This window comes from Paraburkholderia sp. A1RI-2L, assembly GCF_048957375.1.
Taxonomy (GTDB): Bacteria; Pseudomonadota; Gammaproteobacteria; order Burkholderiales; family Burkholderiaceae; genus Paraburkholderia.
Window position 1 is genome coordinate 369,584 of sequence record NZ_JARBTA010000001.1, and the last position, 19,538, is coordinate 389,121.

Sequence of the window (19,538 nt, forward strand, 5' to 3'; positions counted from 1 at the left end):
GAGCGCGGCGTCGCGAAGGCGTCGCGGTGTGCAACGAATATGCAGCGCTCGGGCTACGGCTCGACGTTAAGGCTGCGGGCCGGCGCCCGCAACCCTCAAGTGCGCCCGAGCCCGAGTTCCTCGTAAAGGCGGTCGACACGCACCTTTACGTCCTGAGTCATCTCGATGGCGCGGCCCCATTCGCGGTCCGTTTCGCCGGGCCACTTGTTAGTGGCGTCGAGGCCCATCTTCGAGCCGAGGCCCGCAATCGGGGACGCAAAATCGAGATAGTCGATCGGCGTATTTTCGACGAGCACGGTGTCGCGTGCGGGATCGATGCGCGTGGTGACCGCCCAGATCACTTCTTTCCAGTCGCGAATATTCACATCATCGTCGACTACGACGATGAACTTCGTATACATAAACTGCCGCAGGAAGCTCCAGACGCCAAACATGACGCGTTTTGCGTGCCCGGGGTAGCTTTTCTTCATCTGCACGATGGCCATGCGGTAGCTGCAGCCTTCGGGCGGCAGATAGAAGTCGGTGATTTCCGGGAATTGCTTCTGCAGCAGCGGAACGAACACTTCATTCAGCGCGACGCCGAGCACAGCCGGCTCGTCGGGCGGCTTACCTGTATACGTAGAGTGATAGATCGCGTCGCGCCGCATGGTGATGCGCTCGACCGTGAAGACGGGGAACCACTCCTGCTCGTTGTAATAGCCGGTGTGGTCGCCATAGGGTCCCTCGAGCGCGTGCTCGTAGGCGGCGCTCGCGCCTTTCGTCGGGCGCGGCGGTGCGCCCGACGGCGCAGGAGGCTGGGCACTGCCGTTCGCGCGATCATGGGGGTAGATGAACCCCTCGAGCACGATTTCCGCGCGTGCGGGAACCTGGAGTGTGTCCACACCGGGCGTGATGCACTTTGCTAGCTCGGTGCGCCCGCCGCGCAAGAGACCTGCGAACTGATATTCCGAAAGCGTATCGGGCACCGGCGTAACGGCGCCGAGGATGGTGGCCGGGTCGGCGCCGAGCACGACCGCCACCGGATAAGGTTTGCCAGGGTTCTGCAGCGCGAATTCGCGGAAGTCGAGCGCGCCGCCGCGATGCGCGAGCCAGCGCATGATGAGTTTGTTGCGCCCGATGAGTTGCTGGCGGTAGATGCCGAGGTTCTGGCGCGTCTTGTTGGGCCCTCGCGTGACCGTGAGGCCCCAGGTGATGAGCGGGCCGGCGTCGCCGGGCCAGCAGGTCTGGATCGGCAGTTTCGCGAGATCGACGTCGTTATCTTCCCAGACGATCTCCTGGCAGGGCGGCGCACTCACGGTCTTCGGCGCCATGTCCCAGACGGCTTTGGCAAGCGTGAGCAGCTTGCCGGCGTCCTTCAGGCCGCGCGGCGGCTCGGGTTCCTTCAGCGCTGAGAGCAGCCGCCCCACGTCGCGCAGCGACTCGAGCGCTGCGCCGTCGCCGGCGCTCTCAGGTGCATCGATGCCCATGCCGAGTGCGACGCGCCGCGGCGTGCCAAAGAGGTTGCCCAGCACGGGGAACGCATGGGTCGCGCGGCTCTCGAATAACAGGGCGGGACCGGCGGCGCGCAATACGCGGTCGCAGAGTTCGGTCATTTCCAGCACCGGAGAGACAGCTTGTGGAACGCGGCGCAACTCGCCGAGCGTCTCCAGGCGACCGACGAAGTCGCGCAAGTCTTTGTATTTCATCAGGATAGGAGCGGAGCCGCAGCGTGCGGCGAGGGCAGAGGCGAAACGTTTGTCGATTTTACCTGTGTTACTTGACGCACGCTGTCAGCCAGATTGGCTAACCGGCCGCAGACGCTCACAGAATGGGGGGTTGCCCGGATTGAACGGTGTTCATTATTACAAATAGTTATAAATTTGACATTCTATAGTGTTGACCATCTATTAAAGCCTGCTAGAATCCGTCCACACTGGTTGCAGGGCTTGCAATTTCTAACCACCATCCCGGTCCTTTCAGACGCAACGCGTCACCGTTTAGCCGACTCCCTGCACGGCTCTTCACGGTCTAGATTGGTTGTCTTAGCCGGCGCCTCTTTGCGCCGGCTGTTTGCGTGAGAACCCCTCATGCACGCCCAAGGCGTGCCCGGTAGTCAGGAAGGGGTTCCACTTACGGCGTTCCTGCCGTTTTCCCGACACCGTTGCCGCACCAGCCAGGGCGCACGGTGTCTTGATCCTGCGATTGGCATTTGGCCTCGTGTCAGCTTCGGTCGCCGGATCATGCAACATGGGAGATCCGTTAGATGAATACCTGGTTATCGTGGTGGCGCGCCGATGAGCGTTTCGCTTCGGGGTTGCGTGCGCTACTGCGACGTGGCACGCGTTTGAGCCACCATCTGTTCAGCATCGTGGGCGGTTGCGCCGTCCTTGTTGCGCTCGCTATCTGGTTGCTGCCCTCGTGGCGCGGCGCGGTGGCGGCGCGCATGATGCCTTTTGTTTCCGCAGCCGTGCAGGCGGGCCCCGCGCGTCTGCTGCAGGGCAATCCGCTGCCTGCGGTCCTGCCGCCGCCCAGCGTGATGGCGAACGAAGACAGCAAGGCTGGCGCTGTGGCATTTCTTCCCGATGCCGGTGCGCCCGCGGCTAACGTGGCGCCCGGCGGTTCCAACGGCGTGGTGGATCGCGTCGCAACCAGCGTTTCCAAAGGCGGCATGGCCACGCTCGACGCGGTCACGCTCAATGGTCTCGACCCGCGTTCGCTGCCGAGCGTCGGCACGCTGGCGCGCATGATCCCGTCGCAGCGCATCACGCCCGATGCCCGCGACGACCGCGTGCTGGTTTCGGCGCGCGAACAGGCGATGGTTGCGACCTATATCGCGCGCCGCTATCGCGTGGCGCAGGAGCCGGTCGGCGAACTCGTCAAGGCTGCCTTCGACACCGGCCGTGAAGTGGGGCTCGATCCTCTGCTGCTGCTCGCGGTCATGGCGATCGAGTCGGGCTTCAACCCGTACGCCGAAAGTGGCGTGGGCGCACAAGGTCTCATGCAGGTCATGTCGAAGGTTCACTCGGACAAATTCCGGTACTTCGGCGGCCAGAGCGCTGCGCTTGATCCGCTCGCGAACATCAAGGTCGGCGCGCTGGTCCTGAAGGACTGTATCGCGCGCGGCGGTTCGCTGCCGGGCGGTCTGCGCCTGTACGTGGGCTCGACCTCGCCCGACGACGGTGGCTACGGCGCCAAGGTCATGGCCGAGCGTGGGCGTCTGCGCGACGTGGCTCGTGGCCGCAACGTGCCGATCAACGCGCCTCAGGCGCCTGTGACGACCACGGCCAGCACGTCGTCGGTGCAGAAAGTGGCGAACACCAGCGGCGAGAAGCGTGTGCACGTGACGCTCGACAACGCGCATGCGCTGGTGGAGAAGCCCGCGGCCGAGAAGACCGCACCTGAACAGGACGACGCCAACAACGGCGCCAGCACGGCGGCCCAGAAGCACAGCCAGTCCGAGTTCGGCGCGTAACAAGGTATCGAAAGGCATCGAGATCGGACTCCGGCCAGCAGGACATGCCGGGGAATACGAAAAACGAAAAAGGCACCCTCGGGTGCCTTTTTTCATGTCTGCCGGCTTGGCGGCAGCAACGGAATCGCTGGGGGATCAGCGATTGAACAAGGTTCGCAGCCGCCCGACCGCCTCTTCGAGCCGCTCGTAAGCCGTGGCATATGAGAGCCGTACATATTGGTGCGGCGCCGCCGCGCCGAAGTCCATGCCCGGAACCATCACCGTGCCTGCATCGTGCAGCATGGCGCGCGTGAGCGCGTCGCTGTCGCCGGCCGCCGGGTGATTGACGTTCGTGCAGTCGGCGTAGACATAGAACGCGCCGTCGGGCATCACCGGCACGGTGAAGCCGAGCGACTCGAGCGCAGGCGCGATGAAGTCGCGGCGGCGCTTGAACTCCAGCCGGCGTGCTTCGTAGATGTCCAGCGTCTGCGGCTCGAAACAGGCGAGCGCCGCATGTTGCGCGAGCGCCGACGCGCAGATGAACAGGTTCTGCGCGAGCTTTTCGAACGCGCCGACCAGCACGGGCGGCACCACGAGCCAGCCCAGCCGCCAACCGGTCATGTTGAAGTACTTCGAGAAGCTGTTGACGGTCACCACGTCGTCGCCGAACGAGAGGGCGGAGACGGGGCACGCGTCGTAGCTCAAGCCCTGATAGATCTCGTCGACGATCGTGAAGCCGCCGCGTGCGCGCACGGCCTTCACGATGCGTGCGAGCTCGTCGGGCTCGATCGAGGTGCCGGTGGGGTTCGACGGTGAGGCGAGCAGCACGCCTCGCGTGCGCGCCGTCCACAGACGCTCGACGTCGTCGGCGGTGAGCTGGAAGCGCGCCTCCGGGCCGCTCGGCACGAGCACCGGCTTGCCTTCCGCGGCGGCCACGAAGTGCCGGTTGCACGGATAGCACGGGTCGGGCATGAGCACTTCGTCGTCGCGGTCGACGAGCGCAGTGCAGGCGAGCAGCAACGCTGCCGAGGCGCCGGCCGTCACGACGATGCGTGCCGGATCGACCTTTAGGCCGTAGGCGTGTTCGTAGTGTGCTGCGATCGCCTCGCGCAGCGTGTGGAGGCCGAGCGCATTCGTATATTGCGTGACGCCACGGCGCAGCGCCGCGGCGGCGGCCTCGACGACGGGCTCGGGCGCCGTGAAGTCCGGCTCGCCGATGCCCATATGGATGATGTCGCGACCGGCGCGTTCGAGCTTCGCGGCCTCCTTCGCCAGTTCCATGACGTAGAAAGGCTGGATCTCGTCGACGCGCGCGGCAAGCCGCAGCAGCGGTTCGGCAACAGTGTTCATGCGGGTGTTTCCAGTACTTGCGGGCGATGGAGCGCGCGAGAGGCCGAGGGCTCGATGCCCCGGCCCCGCGCGCTTCATGCCATTACAACCCTTACCGCCATTACGACCGGCGGGCGGCCTGGGCTTCGGTGGCGCGCAATTGCGCCGCGAGCTTGTCGAGCACGCCGTTCACGTACTTGTAGCCGTCAGAGCCGCCGAAGGTTTTCGTGAGCTCGACCGCCTCGTTGATGACGACGCGATACGGAATGTCGACGTGGTGCTTGAACTCGTAGGTCGCCACGAGCAGCACCGCGCGCTCGACGGGCGAGAGCTGCTCGATCGGACGGTCCAGGCACGGCACGATGGCGGCGGAGAGCTCCTCCGATTCGCGGATCACGCCGTGCAGAAGGGCGTCCAGGTGCTCGTGGTCGGCCTTGTCGTAGCCCTGCGAACCGCGCAGCTGCGCGTCGATCTCGCCGGCGGGCACACCCGACAGCAGCCACTGATACAAGCCCTGCGTGGCCAGTTCGCGGGAGCGGCGGCGCGCACTCTTCATTGCTGTTCCTCTTCGTCTTCCTCGTCTTCGTCGTCGTCGCCACCGTCGAGCTGCTCCAGCGCGACCGTGAGGTTCGCCATTTCGACGGCGACGCGCGCGGCGTCACGACCCTTCTCGGTCATGCGCGCGATGGCCTGCTCATCGTTCTCGGTCGTGAGGACCGCATTCGCGACCGGCACGCCGAAGTCGAGCGCGATGCGCGAGATGCCCGCGCCGCTTTCGTTCGAGACGAGCTCGAAGTGGTACGTCTCGCCGCGCACGACCGCGCCGAGCGCGATCAGGGCGTCGAACTGGCCGCTTTCGGCGAGCTTTTGCAGGGCGAGCGGAATTTCCAGCGCGCCCGGCACGGTGACGAGCAGCACGTCTTCGCCCGTGACGCCGAGGCGTTCGAGCTCTTCGATGCAGGCGTCGACGAGGCCGTTGCAGACGGGTTCGTTAAAGCGCGACTGGACGATGCCGATGCGCAGTCCATCGCCGTCGAGATTCGGTTGGTATTGTCCGATTTCCATGTGATATCCGTAGGTTCGGTTGAGCGTGGTGACGCGTGAAGTGGGGCCTGCGGCTTAATGTGCCGGGCGGTCGGCGGCTTCCGGCGGGCAGGGCGCTTCTGCGTCGCTGCCCGGCATTGGCACGAAGCCGGTGACTTCGAGGCCATAGCCCGACATGCTGCCGAGGCGGCGCGGCTTGGAGAGCACCTGCATGCGGCCCACGCCGAGTTCGCGCAGGATCTGCGCGCCGATGCCGTATGTCTTGAAGTCCACCGGCCGGCGCGCGAGCGCCTCTGCGCGCTCCTTCTGGTCGAACGCCTTGAAGACGTCGATCAGATGTTCCTTGGTGTCGCCGCAGTTGAGCATGACGATCACGCCGAGATCGCGCTCGGCGATTTCGCGCATGGCCGCGTCGAGCGTCCACGAGTGCGTGGAGGAGCCCGTTTCCAGCAGATCCAGCACCGAAAGCGGCTCGTGCACGCGCACCGGCGTGTCCTCGCCGGGCTTGGGCGTGCCGCGCACGAGCGCGATGTGCGGCGTGCGGGTGGGCTGGTCGATGTACATGACCGCGCGGAACGTGCCGTGGGCGGTGTGCATGGTGCGCTCGGCCACGCGTTCGACGATCGATTCGGTGCGGCTGCGGTAGTGGATCAGGTCGGCGATGGTGCCGATCTTGATGTCGTGCTCCTTGGCGAACTCGATCAGATCGGGCAGGCGCGCCATCGTGCCGTCGTCCTTGATGATCTCGCAGATCACCGCCGCCGGCGTGAGGCCCGCAAGCGCCGTGAAGTCGCAACCGGCCTCGGTGTGGCCCGCGCGCACGAGCACGCCGCCGGGCTGCGCCATGATCGGGAACACGTGGCCCGGCTGCACGATATGCTCGGCGCGCGCGTCATGTGCCACGGCGGTCTGGATCGTGCGTGCGCGGTCGGCGGCGGAGATGCCGGTGGTCACGCCTTCGGCCGCCTCGATGCTGACCGTGAACGCCGTGCCGTACTGCGTGCCGTTGCGATAAGTCATGAGCGGCAGGTTGAGCAGCTTGCAGCGCTCCTGCGTGAGCGTGAGGCAGACCAGGCCGCGGCCGTACTTCGCCATGAAGTTGATGGCTTCGGGCGTGACGAACTCCGCTGCGATGACGAGGTCGCCCTCGTTTTCCCGGTCTTCTTCGTCGACGAGGATCACCATCTTGCCGGCTTTGAGCTCGGCGATGATTTCAAGGGTGGAGGCGAGCGTCATGGTGGAATTTTGGCTGGAAAGCGCACATTTTACGCCACGCGGGCGGGCGCGTCGCCCAGAACGAAGGGTGGCGGAGGGATTTGGGTCTGGCGTGTGCGTGAGCGGGCTTGCAGGCGTTGGGCGTTCGCCTCGCCGGATGCGCATCGGGCGTATGCAAGGGTTGGCCGAACGTCCCGCACGCCCCCCGAGTGGCGCTTTCGCGACAATGAAGCTGTTCAGTCGCCGTTTATCGCAGCACGACATCGTCGGCGAGTCCCTTCGTGAGCTCCAGCGCCTGGCGCTCGAACAGGCGGCGGTACAGCCCGTTCTCGCGGCGCACGAGTTCGTCGTGCGTGCCTTCCTCCGCGACGCGCCCGCGCTCGAGCACCAGCAGGCGGTCGAGCGCGCGCACGGTCGAAAGCCGGTGCGCGACCACGACCGTCGTGCGGCCCTCCATCAGCCGCTCCATCGCCTGCTGGATCAGCACTTCGCTTTCGCTGTCGAGACTGGAGGTCGCTTCGTCGAAGATCAGGATCGGTGCGTTTGCAAGGAACGCGCGCGCGATCGCCACGCGCTGGCGCTCGCCGCCCGAGAGCTTGACGCCGCGCTCGCCCACGAGCGTTTCATAGCCGCGCGGCAGCGCCATGATGAAGTCGTGCGCGCTCGCGAGTTTCGCCGCCCGCACGATCTCGTCGTGGGTCGCGCCGGGCCGCGCATAAGCAATGTTCTCGGCAAGCGAGCGGTGGAACAGCACCGGCTCTTGCTGCACGATGGCGATCTGCGAGCGCAGCGACGCCTGCTGCACCTGCGCGATGTCCTGGTCGTCAATCGTGATGCGGCCGTCGGTGACATCGTAGAGGCGCTGGATCAGCTTGATGAGCGTGGTCTTGCCGGAGCCCGAATGGCCGACCAGGCCCACGCGTTCGCCCGGCTCGATGCGCAGTGAAAGATTCGCGTAGAGCGGCCGCTCGTGCGCGCCGTAACGGAACGTCATGTTCTCGAAGCGGATGTCGCCACGGTCGATCACGATCGGTGGCGCTCCCGCTTCATCTTCGATGCCGAGCGGCTGGGCTTCGAGCATCACCAGCTCTTCCATGTCGTTGACCGAGCGTTGCAGGTTGCGCACGTGCATGCCCACGTCGCGCAGATAACCCTTGAGCAGGAAAAACAGCGTGAGCGCGAAGGTGATGTCGCCCACGCTCGCGAGCCCGCGCGCCCACAGCAGGAGCGCCGCGCCGAGTATGGCGGCCTGCATCGCAACCAGCAGCGCGCCCTGTACGCCGCCGTTGAAGGTGCCGCGCCGCCAGGTGCGGCGCGTGCGGCTGTCCCATTTGTCGATCACGCGCGCGAGCCGTGCCTCTTCGCGCGTTTCCGCGCCGAAGGCCTTGACGACCGCGTTGCACGAAATGGCGTCGGCGAGCGCGCCGCCCATCTTCGTGTCCCACTGGTTCGCGAGGCGCGCGGAGGGCGCGACGTAGAACAGCGACAGCGACACGGTGATGGCGAGATAAAGCACCGAGCCGATACCGACCACGAGGCCCATGACGGGCCACTGCAGCGCGAGCAGGGCGGTCGAGCCGACCAGCATCACGAGCGACGGAAAGAGCGCCACGAGCAGCGTGTCGTTGAGCAGGTCGAGCGCCCACATGCCGCGCGTGATCTTGCGCACGGTCGAGCCGGCGAAGCTGTTCGCGTGCCAGTCGGTGGAGAAGCGCTGCACGCGGTGAAAGGCGTGCGTGGCGATCTCGCTCATCATCTTCAGCGTGAGCACGATGATGTTCTGGAATGCGGCCTGGCGCATCAGCGTGCCGGTGAGCCCGAGCGCCGTCAGTGCCCCGAACGCCGTGACGGCGGCGTGCCAGGCGGCGGCATTGCCGCTCGCGGCGTCGTGCGCGAGCGCGTCGACGAGCTGGCCCGCATAGTGCGGCGTGAGCACGTCGGCGAGCGCGCCCAGTAGCGCGGCGAGGGCCACCGCGCCTGCGCGGCGCGGCTGGCGCGACCACTGCCGGAACGTGAAGCCGAGAACATTGCGGAACGTTTGTCCGCCGGAAGCAGGGTTTTTGTCTTGCTCTGCCATGGACAGATGCTTCGGGCCAAAGGCCTGAAGACTCTTCAGAAATGCGATGAGCGGAAAACGGGGTTCGCTCGTTCAGGCACCGGATGCCGAACGTCAATCCTCGAAATCGTGGGAAAGCGGCGTGGCGGCCAGATCGCCGCCACGGGCGCACCGCCCGAGACGCGCCGTCGTGGACGCAGTCAGCGCGCCGGAAGCAGGGCGTGCGCGATATGTGGCATCACCCGAACCGGCGGCATGACGGCGGCCTTCTTGACTACTGCCATCTTTGCCTCCTTCGTGGTGTTCGGGTGGGGAACGCGCGGCGCGTCAAAAAGGCGGCCGCGAGGGAATTCGGACGGATTTTATCAGTGATGCTGCAGTTGCGCTTGCGCGGTGCCCGGGGATACAGAGTCAGGGCCGTTTTGAATCGGAAATTTTGACCCTGTTGAATGGGCGAAGAGCCGAATTTTGGAGACCTGACGATAATACGAACCGTAGGTAAGGGTCGTGCACATTCGGAATCACCGCCGCCATCCAATCGCGAATTCGGCCAGATCGGGGGAGGCAGCGGCAAACCGTGGATTTCAAAATTCGGATTATTTCAACGGTTTAGGGTTGTTCTGAGACGCACCGAGCATCCGCTCCACATACCGCGCAATCAAATCGATCTCGAGATTCACCTTCGCGCCGGCCACGAGGTGCTTGAGCGTGGTCACTTCAACGGTGTGCGGGATCAGGTTGATCGAGAATTCGCAGCCGTCCGCGCGGTCGTCCACCGAGTTTACGGTCAGGCTCACGCCGTTGACCGTGACCGAGCCTTTATAGGCGAGATAGCGGCCGATATCCGCGGGTGCGAGCACGCGCAGCTCGTGCGACTCGCCGACGGGCGCAAAGCGCGTGACAGTGCCAAGGCCGTCCACGTGGCCCGAGACGATATGGCCTCCCAGACGGTCGTGCGCGCGCAGCGCTTTTTCCAGATTCACTTCGCCCGTGTCGGCGAGGCCCACGGTGCGGTTCAGGCTTTCGCGCGAGACGTCCACGTCGAAGCGGGTCGCAGATTTTTCGATGACGGTCATGCACGCGCCCTGAATGGCGATGCTGTCGCCGAGCTGCACGTCGTCGAGGTCGAGGCCGCCCGCGTCGACGGTGAGGCGCACGCCCGCATCAGCGTCGCTGCCGAGCGGCTTGATCGATTCGATGCGGCCCACGGCCGCGACGATTCCGGTAAACATCTGGCTGTCCTTTGTGTTCAGTGCGTTCAGTTCGTCAGAAACAATCATGATGCGTCTCCATGCGCGTGCGTATCCGCGTCGAGATTCGCATTCGAGTCATCGGGCACGAGGCGCGCGAGGATGCGCAGATCCTCGGCGACGCGCTCGACCGAGTGGAACGCGAGGCGCGTGCGCGCATCGAGCGTCGCGGGCGCGGCAAGATTGAACATGCCGAGCGCGTCCGTGCCGAGCAGCGAGGGCGCGAGATAGACGAGCAGCTCGTCCACGCAGCCTTCGCGCAGCAGCGATCCATTGAGCTTGTAGCCGGCTTCCACGTGCAGTTCGTTCACGCCGCGCGCGGCCAGCTCCGTGAGCACGGCGGGCAGATCCACCTTGCCGCCCGCGTTGCCGAGCGCGACGATTTCGGCGCCGCGCGCGCGCAGCGCATCGGCGCGTTCCTCGTTGGTGGCGTCGAGCGCGGCGCAAAACACCAGCGTGGGCGCGCCAACGAAGATCTGTGAGAGCGGCGAGGCGTCGAGACGGCTGTCGATGAGAATGCGCTTGGGCTGGCGCGGCGTGTCGATCGCGCGCACGGTCATGCGCGGGTCATCTTCCTTCACAGTGCCGATGCCCGTGAGGATGGCCGAGGCGCGTGCACGCCACGCGTGGCCGTCGGCGCGCGCGGCTTCGCCCGTGATCCACTGGCTTTCGCCCGAAGGCAGGCCAGTGCGGCCGTCGAGCGATGCCGCCACCTTCATGCGCACCCAGGGGCGCTTTCTCGTCATGCGCGAGACGAAGCCGATATTCAGTTCGCGCGCTTCGTTGGCGAGCAGGCCGCAGCGCACTTCGATGCCCGCGTCGCGCAGTATCGCGAGGCCGCGCCCCGAAACGAGCGGGTTGGGGTCCTCCATCGCCGCGATCACGCGCGCGACCTTCGCTTCGATCAGTGCATTCGCGCAGGGCGGCGTGCGGCCGAAATGGCTGCACGGTTCGAGCGTCACGTAGGCAGTGGCGCCGCGCACTTCGTGGCCGCGCGCACGCGCGTCCCTCAACGCCTGGATTTCGGCGTGGTCGTGGCCAGCGGGCTGCGTGAAGCCCTCGCCGATCACCACGCCGTCCTTCACCAGCACGCAGCCGACGCGCGGGTTCGGATCGGTCGTGTACAGACCGCGCACCGCGAGGGCGAGCGCGCGCTCCATGTAGGTGAAATCGGCTTGCGAAAACATGTCGTGCGGGCTCCGGGGCGTTGCGGGTGAGGGGCGGGGCGTGCGCCCCGCGTTCGGCTGATGCTCGGCGCGCCTTGTTGCGCGCCTTACGGTGTGCCTTACTGCGCGGCGAACGCGTGGCGCGCGGCGGCGATCGTTTCGTCGATGAGGGCGTCGTCGTGCGCGCTCGACACGAAGCCCGCCTCGTAAGCCGACGGAGCGAAGTACACGCCCGCGTCCAGCATCTGATGGAAGAAGCGGTTAAAGCGCGTCACGTCGCTCTTCGTGACTTCCGCGAAGCTGCCCGGAACCTTGTCCGCGAAATAGAGACCGAACATGCCGCCCACCGAATCGGCGACGAACGGCACGTTCGCTTCGCGTGCGGCCTGCGAGAGGCCTTGCGCGAGCCGCGCGGTCTGCGCTGTGAGCCGGTCGTAGAAGCCCGGCGCCTGAATGAGTTGCAGCGTCTTCAGGCCCGCGGCCACGGCGATCGGGTTGCCCGAGAGCGTGCCCGCCTGGTACACGCCGCCGTTGGGGGCGAGGTGGTCCATGATCTCGCGGCGGCCGCCGAACGCCGCCGCCGGCATGCCGCCGCCGATCACCTTGCCCAGACAAACGAGATCGGCCTGCATGCCGTAGAGCGCCTGCGCGCCGCGCAGGCCGACGCGGAAGCCGCACATCACCTCGTCGAAGATCAGCACGCTGCCGTGCTTCGCCGTTAGGCTGCGCAGCGCGCCAATGAATTCGGGCGTGGCCTTCACGAGATTCATGTTGCCCGCGACGGGCTCGACGATCACGGCGGCGATCTCGTCGCCGAACGCCTTGAACGCTTCTTCGAGCGCCGCGACGTTGTTGTACTCGAGCACCGTGGTGTGCTTCGCGATGTCCACCGGCACGCCCGCCGATGTGGGGTTGCCGAACGTGAGCAGACCCGAGCCGGCCTTCACGAGCAGGCTGTCGGCGTGGCCGTGATAGCAGCCTTCGAACTTCACGATGCGGTCGCGCTTCGTGTAGCCGCGTGCGAGCCGCAGCGCGCTCATGGTGGCTTCGGTGCCGCTCGAAACCATGCGCACCTGCTCCATCGACGGCACGATCTTGCAGATTTCCTCGGCGATCTCGATTTCTGCTTCGGTGGGCGCGCCGAACGAGAAGCCGTTGACGAGCACGCGCTGCACGGCTTCGAGCACCTCGGGGTGGACATGGCCGACGATCATCGGGCCCCACGAGCCGATGTAGTCGATATAGCGCTTGCCTTCGGCGTCCCAGAAGTACGCACCTTGTGCGCGCTCGATGAAGCGCGGCGTGCCGCCGACCGAGCGGAACGCGCGCACGGGCGAATTGACGCCGCCCGGAATGGTGCGCTGGGCGCGTTCGAAGAGGGCCTGGTTCGTGGACGAGCTGTTGGACATGGGTGCTGGGCCTGCGAGAGTGGTTGGTGCGGTGGCTGCAGTGGTGTGATCAGGCGCGCGGCAGGCGGGGCCTTGGCGCGCCGACGCTCGGACCCCATGCGGCTCGGGGCCGGCCAGACGAGGTGCCGGGCCGGGCGCCAGCGAAGGGGCGGCAATGGCGAAATTGTACCGGACTCACGCCGAATGGGCCGGGGGCCGCTACGGACGGCGCGCGGTCCGCGCAAGCGCGTCATGCGCCGCAACCGCCGCAACCGCGGCGGCCGGCATGGGCCGCTTGCCGGTCAGCTCGGCCCAGCGTTTCTCCAGCGCGCCCTCGGCGATCGGCTTGATGACCGTGCCCGAAGAACGAAGCTCGCGCCGTGCGGCGCATTGAAGAACGGGAAAGGGCGCAGCTTAACGCAAAGCGTGGGCGCAGCCCGGCCTGGCCTCGCCTGGCCTTGCGCGATGCCGAAAGCGGAATTTAAGCGTCGGGTACAATGCCCCCGCTACGTAGCCGCTTTTTGCGTCACCCGCGTCGCACTTGCATCGCAATCGAGATGCGGAGGAAAGACGCGGATGAGACCCCAACCGGGTCATGCCGAAGCGGCCCAGAACACCGGGACCGCGCCCTCGGCGACGGTCCGCTCCTGGTCGATCCCATGCCCCATTCCCCGCGACGCCGGCCCGATGGCCGGCTGATCCTGTTGCTCGGCGCGCTCGCCGCCTGCGGCCCGCTCGCCACCGACATGTACCTGCCGAGCCTGCCCGCCATCGCCCAGTCGTTCGGCGTGAGCACGGCTGCGGCCGCGCTCACGCTCACGAGTTTCATGGCCGGCTTCTCGATCGGCATGCTGCTCTACGGCCCGCTCTCCGATGCCTACGGCCGTCGCCCCGTGCTGCTGGGCGGCATCGCGCTTTTCACGCTCGCGAGCATCGCATGCTGGTTCTCGTACTCGGTGGGCGAGCTCACGGTCGTGCGCTTTCTGCAGGCGCTCGGCGCGGGCGCGGCCTCCGTTCTCGCGCGGGCGATCGCGCGCGACGCGCACGAGCCGTCCGACGCCGCCAAGGTGCTGTCGATGGTCGCCATCGTCACCTCGATCGGGCCGCTGCTCGCGCCGCTCATCGGCGGGCAGTTGCTGCTGCTCGGCGGCTGGCGCGTGGTGTTCGTCGCACTCACACTGTTCGGCCTCGCGTGCGCTGCGACCGCCTGGCTGCGCGTGCCCGAGACCTGGCCCGCCGAGAAGCGTGAGAGCGGTGCCGTGCTGCGCTCGTTCATGGCGTACGAGCGGTTGCTGCGCGACCCGCTCGTCTGGGGCCACATGCTGTGCGGCGGCATGGCGTTCGCGGCCATGTTCACCTATATCTCGGCCACGCCGTTCGTCTATATCGAGTACTTCCACGTCTCGCCCCAGCACTACGGGCTGTTCTTCGGCGCGAACGTTTTCGGCATCATGCTCGGCAATTTCCTCAACACGCGCTTCATCGGGCGCATGGGCACGCTGCGCATGGTGTCGATGGCCTCCACGGTGAGCATCGCCGCGTCGTTCTTTGTTGCGCTCGTGTGCGTGACGGGGTGGGGCGGGCTGTGGTCGATCGTGGCAGGGCTGTTCTTCGTGGTGGGCGTGGTGGGGCTGCTGAGCGCGAACTGCGCGACCGATCTGATGTACCGCTACCCGAAGAACGCCGGCGCGGCCGCTGCGGTGTTCGGCGCGACGCAGCTCGCGCTGGGCGCGTTCGCGAGCGTCGTGGTCGGCTGGTTCCCGGGTGTCTCGCCGCTCGGCATGGGCTGCACGATCGGCGCGTGCGGCGCGCTCACCTGGGTTGGCCGCCGTATCGTCGTGAAGTGGCATGGCCGGCCCGCGCCGGGCGTGAGCCAGACGGCGTCGAACGCGTAAGCGCGCACCATGAACAACGGGACGCCGAGGCGTCCCGTTGTTCATTTCATCGCACGTTCGCGTCGCGCATTTGCGTCATGCGTTTGCGTCATGCGTTTGCGTCACGCATTGACATCAATCGCTCGCGCGCGCCGACGATGACGCGCCGTGGCTCAGCCAGTCGAGCACGGCGGAGGCGTCGTCGTCGGCCTGCTCGCGGGCCGTTTCGACGGCGTGGCTCATGTCGCCCTCGGGCGACGCGCGGCGGATCGCGACGCCCACGGCGAGAATGTCGATCATCAGCAAGTGCAGGATGCGCGAGATCATCGAAAGCTGCGACTCGCGCATCTCGATGTGATCGGTTTCGAGCGCCACGGTCGCGCGCTTGGCGAGCGGCGTGTTGCTCGACGTGATCGCAATCACTTTCGCGCCGGCCTGCATGGCAACGTCGAGCACGCGCAAGAGCTCGGGCGCGCGGCCCGACTTCGAGACCGCCACGATCACGTCGCCCTTGCCGAGCAGCGCGGCGGACGCCGCCTGCATGTACAGGTCGCCATACGCGATAGTCGGGATGCCGAAGCGAAAGAACTTGTAGTGCGCGTCTTGCGCGACGATATGCGAGTTGCCGAGCCCATAGAACTCGATGCGCCGCGCGCCGTTGAGCAGTGTGATGGCCTGCTCGACCTGCTCGAAGTTCAGGTGCTCGCGCAGCTGCAGGATGGCCGAAACCGTGTTGTCGAGCACCTTCGCGCCGAAGTCGGTCGCGGTGTCGCCCAGATGCACCTGGCTGTGGCTCACGGGGATCGTGCCCGTCAAGCCGGTGGCGAGCTTGAGCTTGAAGTCGGAGAGCCCCTGGCAGCCGAGCGAGCGGCAAAAGCGGATCACCGTGGGCTGGCTCACGTCGGCCTTGCGCGCGATATCGACGATGGGGTCGTTGATGATCGAGCGCGGATGGTTGAGCGCGAGGTCGGCCACGCGCCGCTCGGCGGGCGTGAGCGCATCGCGCATCTGGCGGATGCGCTCGAACACCGCCGACGATCCGCCGCCCGCGCGGTTCGAGAGCTGTTCCGCGAGGATGGCCGAGACGCCGAGAAACGCCGGGTATTCGGCGGTAATGACGTAGGTGGGCACGTTAGCGAGATAGGCGTCGAAGCGGCCCTTGGCCTCGAAGCGCTGGCGAAACGACGAGCGCATGAATAGCTCGCCCAGACGCGGCACCACGCCGCCGCCGATATAAATGCCGCCGAGCGAGCCGAGCGTCATCGCGATGTTGCCCGCGAAGCTGCCGAGAATGCCGCAGAAGCATTCGATGGTTTCCGCCGCGAGCGCGTCGCCGTCGTGCGCGCGCTTGACGATCTCGGCCGTGTTGATGTCCGCGCCCACCTTCTTCTTGTCGCGCGCGGCAAGCGCCCCATAGATCAGCTCGATGCCGGGCCCCGCGCAGACGCGCTCGAACGACACGTGCGGCCACTTCCTGCGCACGTGCTGGAGCACGAGATCTTCGCGCTCGTCCTGCGGCGCGAAGCTGGCGTGGCCGCCTTCGCTGCCGAGCGCGATCCAGCGGTCGTCGGCGGGAATCAGGCCCGAGACGCCGAGGCCCGTGCCCGGCCCGAGCAGGCCGATCACGCTGTTCTGGCGGCGCTGGCCGCCGCCCACCTGGGTGCGCTGCGCGTCGGTCAGGCCCGGCAAGGCCATGGCGAGCGCGGTGAAGTCGTTCACGACCAGCAGCGTGTCGAAGCCGAGCGCGCGGCGCGTGGCTTCGATCGAGAAGGTCCAGTCGTGATTGGTCATGCGCACCTGGTCGCCGTCGACCGGGTTCGCAATGGCGATCGCGGCGTGGTTCACGCGGCCGATCTTCGTGTCCTTCAGATACTGCTGGATCACGTCCGCGACGCCCGGATAGTCGGCGCATGGGTAGACGCGCACCTGGCCGATCTCGCCCGCGCGCGTCTCCAGCGCGAAGCGCGCGTTGGTTCCGCCGATGTCGGCGAGCAGCCTCGGTCCGTCGGCGTGCTGGCCCGCGCCAGGGGCGGATTTGTTAGGCGCACCAGTAGACATCGAGTCTCACTCCCTTGTCGTTCGCCAGCTTCGAGATGGCGTTGTTCTGTTCCGCGGCAGCGGCTTGTTGCAGCACGTCGAGCTTGCGCTGGCCCGCGATCAGCAGGAACAGGCGATCGACCTGGCGCAGCGCCTGCATCGACCACGAGACGCGCGCGTGCGGCGCGGCCTGCGGATGCACGGCCACGAACGGGCGCGCCGTGGTGATGGCTTCGTGCCACTCGGGCGCGTCGGCGAAGATCGACGCGGTGTGGCCGTCTTCGCCCATGCCGAGCACCGCGACGTTGGGCAGGCGGCGCTGCGGGTCGGCGTTGAGCGCGGCCACGTGCGCATCCAGTTCCTGCGTGACGTCGACGAGCGGCAGGAAACGCGCCTGCGCCGCCTCGTGCTTCAGCAGGGTCTCGTGCGCGAGGCGTGCGTTGCTGGCCGGATCGGTCTCGGGCACCCAGCGGTCGTCCACCAGGGTGATGTCGGTGTGCGCCCAGTCGAAGCGGTGCGTCGACAGGGTCTCGAGAAACGGACGCGGGCTCGTGCCGCCGGAAACCGCGAGCGTTGCACGGCGCGCGCCGGTGCCGGGCGCGGCAGCAAGAGCGGCGAGCGACGCATGTAGTGCGTCGCCCACGGCTCGCGCCAGCGCGTCCGATTGGACGCGCGGGTCGTCGAATACGTGAAGCTCGATCACTTCTCCTCCAGGCTGCTTTTTTGTCGATCCGCGGGGATGTTCGCGGGGGTGTTCATCGGTCCGGTCAATTCTCTTCTTCGAGCCAGCAGGTGCCGTGCTGCGCCAGCATCGCGCTCGACGCTGCCGGTCCCCAGGTGCCCGCGGCATAAGGCTTGGGCGGGCGGGGCGACACGGCCCATTCGTTGAGGATGGGCTCGACCCATTTCCACGCGGCTTCCTGCTCGTCGCGGCGCACGAAGAGCGCGAGGCGCCCGTTGATCACGTCGAGCAAGAGACGCTGGTACGCCTCCATCTGGCCTTCGCGGAAGAACTGGTCGAACGCGAGGTCGAGATGCACGCTTGAGAGATTCATGCCTTCGCCAGGTTGCTTGGCTAGGCAGTACAGACGAATATTTTCGTTCGGCTGCAGGCGGATGACTAGACGGTTGGAGCCCGCGCGCAGCGCCGTGGGGCCCAGCGCCGAATGCGGCACGGGGCGGAAGTTCACCACGATTTCCGCGACGCGGTCGGCCAGACGCTTGCCCGTGCGCAGGAAAAAAGGCACGCCCGCCCAGCGCCAGTTCTCGATCTCGACGTTCAGGGCGACGAAGGTTTCGGTGCGGCTATCGGGCTTCACGCCGTGCTCGGTCGCGTAGCCCGGCACCTGCTGGCCGCGGATCACGCCCGCATGGTATTGGCCGCGCACGGCGACCTTGCTGATATCGGCGGGATTGATGGGCTTGAGCGCGCGCAGCACGCGCAGCTTTTCGTCGCGCACCGAGTCCGAATCCATTGAATGCGGCGGCTCCATGGCGACGATCGAGAGCAATTGAAGCAAGTGGTTCTGCACCATGTCGCGCAGCGCGCCGGTGTTGTCGTAGAAGTCGCCGCGCGCTTCCACGCCCAGCTCTTCCGCAATGGTGATCTGGATGCTTTCGACCCATTCGCGGCGCCACAGCGGCTCGAACAGCGCATTGCCGAAGCGCAGCGCGAGCAGGTTCTGCACCGGCTCCTTGCCGAGATAGTGGTCGATCCGGTAGATCTGCTCTTCGGCGAAGATTTCGCCGACCGCGTCGTTGATCGCATTGGACGACTCGAGGTCGTAGCCGAGCGGCTTTTCCAGCACGATGCGCGCGTTCTGGTTCAGGCCGACCGAGGCGAGCGCGCGGCAGATCGGCACGAACAGGGACGGGCCCGTGGCCAGGTAAAACACGCGGATGCCGGGCAGCGCCTCGATGCCGTCGCGCAGCGTGGTGAAGTCCTCGGCGCGCGAGAGGTCGAGCTTCACATAGACGATGCGCTCGAGAAAGCTCGCCCACGCGGCTTCGTCGAGACCGTTCTTCGAGACGTGCGGCTTGACGTGCTCGTTGACCCACTGGAGGTATTGGTCGCGAGTGTCCTCGTGGCGTGCAACGCCCACGATTTTCCCGGACGCGGCGAGCATGCCCGAGCGGTGCGCCTCGAACAGGGCCGGCAGGATCTTGCGCATCGACAGGTCGCCGGTGGCGCCGAAGAGCACGAACGTGAAACCAGAATCGTTAGGGCTTTGCATAGTCTCCGTCACAGTCCAGAAATGCCGCGGGAACAAGTTCCGGCGGGGCCGCGGCGGTATGCCGATCGTGCTGCGCCAGGCGGCCGTAGTCCGATAAAATTTTTTTTGACACTGAATTGTAGTTTAACTACAATCCAAATCAAGAGGTAACGTTCATTCGATGAAAAAAGCGTAGGCAAGCGCGGCGCAGCATGGGTTTTGCAGCAATCGTGCACGGGTTTTCGCGCGCTTTTTCGGATGGGCGGAACGTCCCACATGTTAACGGACAATGGAGCCGTTCATGGGCCTGCCGGGCGCCGGAGGTGGGGATGTTCGGCCGCCGCGCTGCATGAGCATGGCACGCGCCTCGACTGGCTGCGCATCGCGCTTGCGAACGCGGCCGGAGAAAATCAAAAGAGGAGACAGTCTTTGTATTCCGAACCACTCATCTCTTGAGCGTCCAGCGGCCGGACACCGGCCCGCGGCCCGCGCGCATCGATTGACCTTCACGCGCGCGGCACTCCGGCGCCCGTCCG

Annotated in this window: 14 protein-coding genes; 2 read left to right on the forward strand and 12 right to left on the reverse strand. The window is 66.5% G+C overall.

The window, feature by feature from the left end:
• Positions 1–95: 95 nt before the first annotated feature.
• Entirely contained in the window at positions 96–1,685 is a 1,590-nt protein-coding gene (locus PWP93_RS01725) for a UbiD family decarboxylase (protein ID WP_421043232.1), read from the reverse strand.
• A 557-nt stretch (positions 1,686–2,242) separates the two neighbouring features.
• Here PWP93_RS01725 and PWP93_RS01730 point away from each other — a divergent pair.
• Positions 2,243–3,451, forward strand: a complete 1,209-nt coding sequence (locus PWP93_RS01730; RefSeq protein ID WP_421043233.1) for a transglycosylase SLT domain-containing protein — start codon at positions 2,243–2,245, stop codon at positions 3,449–3,451.
• Positions 3,452–3,586: 135 nt separating this feature from the next.
• Here the strand turns inward: PWP93_RS01730 and PWP93_RS01735 are convergent, their stop codons facing one another.
• From PWP93_RS01735 to hemL, 8 genes are all read right to left on the reverse strand, one after another.
• Complete coding sequence (locus PWP93_RS01735) at positions 3,587–4,780, reverse strand: pyridoxal phosphate-dependent aminotransferase (RefSeq protein ID WP_421043234.1); 1,194 nt, start codon at positions 4,778–4,780, stop codon at positions 3,587–3,589.
• Between the two features lie 100 nt (positions 4,781–4,880).
• On the reverse strand, positions 4,881–5,315 hold the full coding sequence (gene nusB, locus PWP93_RS01740) for a transcription antitermination factor NusB (protein ID WP_035522241.1): 435 nt from the start codon (positions 5,313–5,315) through the stop codon (positions 4,881–4,883).
• Positions 5,312–5,824, reverse strand: a complete 513-nt coding sequence (gene ribH, locus PWP93_RS01745) for a 6,7-dimethyl-8-ribityllumazine synthase (RefSeq protein WP_129562624.1) — start codon at positions 5,822–5,824, stop codon at positions 5,312–5,314. The genes nusB and ribH overlap by 4 nt, the downstream gene beginning before the upstream one ends.
• Positions 5,825–5,878: 54 nt before the next feature.
• Complete coding sequence (gene ribBA / locus PWP93_RS01750; protein ID WP_421043235.1) at positions 5,879–7,039, reverse strand: bifunctional 3,4-dihydroxy-2-butanone-4-phosphate synthase/GTP cyclohydrolase II; 1,161 nt, start codon at positions 7,037–7,039, stop codon at positions 5,879–5,881.
• 226 nt (positions 7,040–7,265) lie between these two features.
• Positions 7,266–9,095 carry an ABC transporter ATP-binding protein gene (locus PWP93_RS01755; protein ID WP_421043236.1) on the reverse strand — a complete coding sequence of 610 codons (1,830 nt, stop codon included), beginning with the start codon at positions 9,093–9,095 and terminating at the stop codon, positions 7,266–7,268.
• Positions 9,096–9,670: 575 nt separating this feature from the next.
• Complete coding sequence (locus tag PWP93_RS01760) at positions 9,671–10,306, reverse strand: riboflavin synthase (RefSeq protein WP_421044981.1); 636 nt, start codon at positions 10,304–10,306, stop codon at positions 9,671–9,673.
• Positions 10,307–10,350: 44 nt separating this feature from the next.
• The gene (gene ribD, locus PWP93_RS01765) at positions 10,351–11,511 is read right to left on the reverse strand and encodes a bifunctional diaminohydroxyphosphoribosylaminopyrimidine deaminase/5-amino-6-(5-phosphoribosylamino)uracil reductase RibD (protein WP_421043237.1); all 1,161 of its coding nucleotides are present in this window, start codon (positions 11,509–11,511) and stop codon (positions 10,351–10,353) included.
• Between the two features lie 98 nt (positions 11,512–11,609).
• Positions 11,610–12,899 carry a glutamate-1-semialdehyde 2,1-aminomutase gene (hemL, locus tag PWP93_RS01770; RefSeq protein ID WP_421024530.1) on the reverse strand — a complete coding sequence of 430 codons (1,290 nt, stop codon included), beginning with the start codon at positions 12,897–12,899 and terminating at the stop codon, positions 11,610–11,612.
• A gap of 638 nt (positions 12,900–13,537) precedes the next feature.
• Between hemL and PWP93_RS01775 the strand changes: the two genes are divergently transcribed.
• Complete coding sequence (locus tag PWP93_RS01775; RefSeq protein WP_421043238.1) at positions 13,538–14,773, forward strand: Bcr/CflA family multidrug efflux MFS transporter; 1,236 nt, start codon at positions 13,538–13,540, stop codon at positions 14,771–14,773.
• Between the two features lie 114 nt (positions 14,774–14,887).
• Here the strand turns inward: PWP93_RS01775 and PWP93_RS01780 are convergent, their stop codons facing one another.
• The 3 genes from PWP93_RS01780 to zwf all read right to left on the reverse strand — a co-directional run bounded on the left by PWP93_RS01780 (position 14,888) and on the right by zwf (position 19,023).
• Complete coding sequence (locus tag PWP93_RS01780; RefSeq protein ID WP_421043239.1) at positions 14,888–16,810, reverse strand: bifunctional transcriptional regulator/glucokinase; 1,923 nt, start codon at positions 16,808–16,810, stop codon at positions 14,888–14,890.
• Positions 16,791–17,492: a 6-phosphogluconolactonase gene (gene pgl, locus PWP93_RS01785; protein ID WP_421024526.1), complete on the reverse strand. Its 702-nt coding sequence runs from the start codon at positions 17,490–17,492 to the stop codon at positions 16,791–16,793. Before pgl ends, PWP93_RS01780 begins: the two co-directional genes overlap by 20 nt.
• A gap of 64 nt (positions 17,493–17,556) precedes the next feature.
• On the reverse strand, positions 17,557–19,023 hold the full coding sequence (gene zwf, locus PWP93_RS01790) for a glucose-6-phosphate dehydrogenase (protein WP_421024525.1): 1,467 nt from the start codon (positions 19,021–19,023) through the stop codon (positions 17,557–17,559).
• Between the last annotated feature and the right edge of the window lie 515 nt (positions 19,024–19,538).

Bases quoted from the DNA above. Each gene is read 5' to 3' on its own strand.
- PWP93_RS01725 (WP_421043232.1), bottom strand. From the start codon at position 1,685: ATGAAATACAAAGACTTGCGCGACTTCGTCGGTCGCCTGGAGACGCTC.
- PWP93_RS01755 (WP_421043236.1), bottom strand. From the start codon at position 9,095: ATGGCAGAGCAAGACAAAAACCCTGCTTCCGGCGGACAAACGTTCCGC.
- hemL (WP_421024530.1), bottom strand. From the start codon at position 12,899: ATGTCCAACAGCTCGTCCACGAACCAGGCCCTCTTCGAACGCGCCCAG.
- PWP93_RS01780 (WP_421043239.1), bottom strand. From the start codon at position 16,810: ATGTCTACTGGTGCGCCTAACAAATCCGCCCCTGGCGCGGGCCAGCAC.
- ribD (WP_421043237.1), bottom strand. From the start codon at position 11,511: ATGTTTTCGCAAGCCGATTTCACCTACATGGAGCGCGCGCTCGCCCTC.
- PWP93_RS01730 (WP_421043233.1), top strand. From the start codon at position 2,243: ATGAATACCTGGTTATCGTGGTGGCGCGCCGATGAGCGTTTCGCTTCG.
- ribBA (WP_421043235.1), bottom strand. From the start codon at position 7,039: ATGACGCTCGCCTCCACCCTTGAAATCATCGCCGAGCTCAAAGCCGGC.
- zwf (WP_421024525.1), bottom strand. From the start codon at position 19,023: ATGCAAAGCCCTAACGATTCTGGTTTCACGTTCGTGCTCTTCGGCGCC.
- ribH (WP_129562624.1), bottom strand. From the start codon at position 5,824: ATGGAAATCGGACAATACCAACCGAATCTCGACGGCGATGGACTGCGC.
- nusB (WP_035522241.1), bottom strand. From the start codon at position 5,315: ATGAAGAGTGCGCGCCGCCGCTCCCGCGAACTGGCCACGCAGGGCTTG.
- PWP93_RS01760 (WP_421044981.1), bottom strand. From the start codon at position 10,306: ATGTTTACCGGAATCGTCGCGGCCGTGGGCCGCATCGAATCGATCAAG.
- PWP93_RS01735 (WP_421043234.1), bottom strand. From the start codon at position 4,780: ATGAACACTGTTGCCGAACCGCTGCTGCGGCTTGCCGCGCGCGTCGAC.
- PWP93_RS01775 (WP_421043238.1), top strand. From the start codon at position 13,538: ATGCCCCATTCCCCGCGACGCCGGCCCGATGGCCGGCTGATCCTGTTG.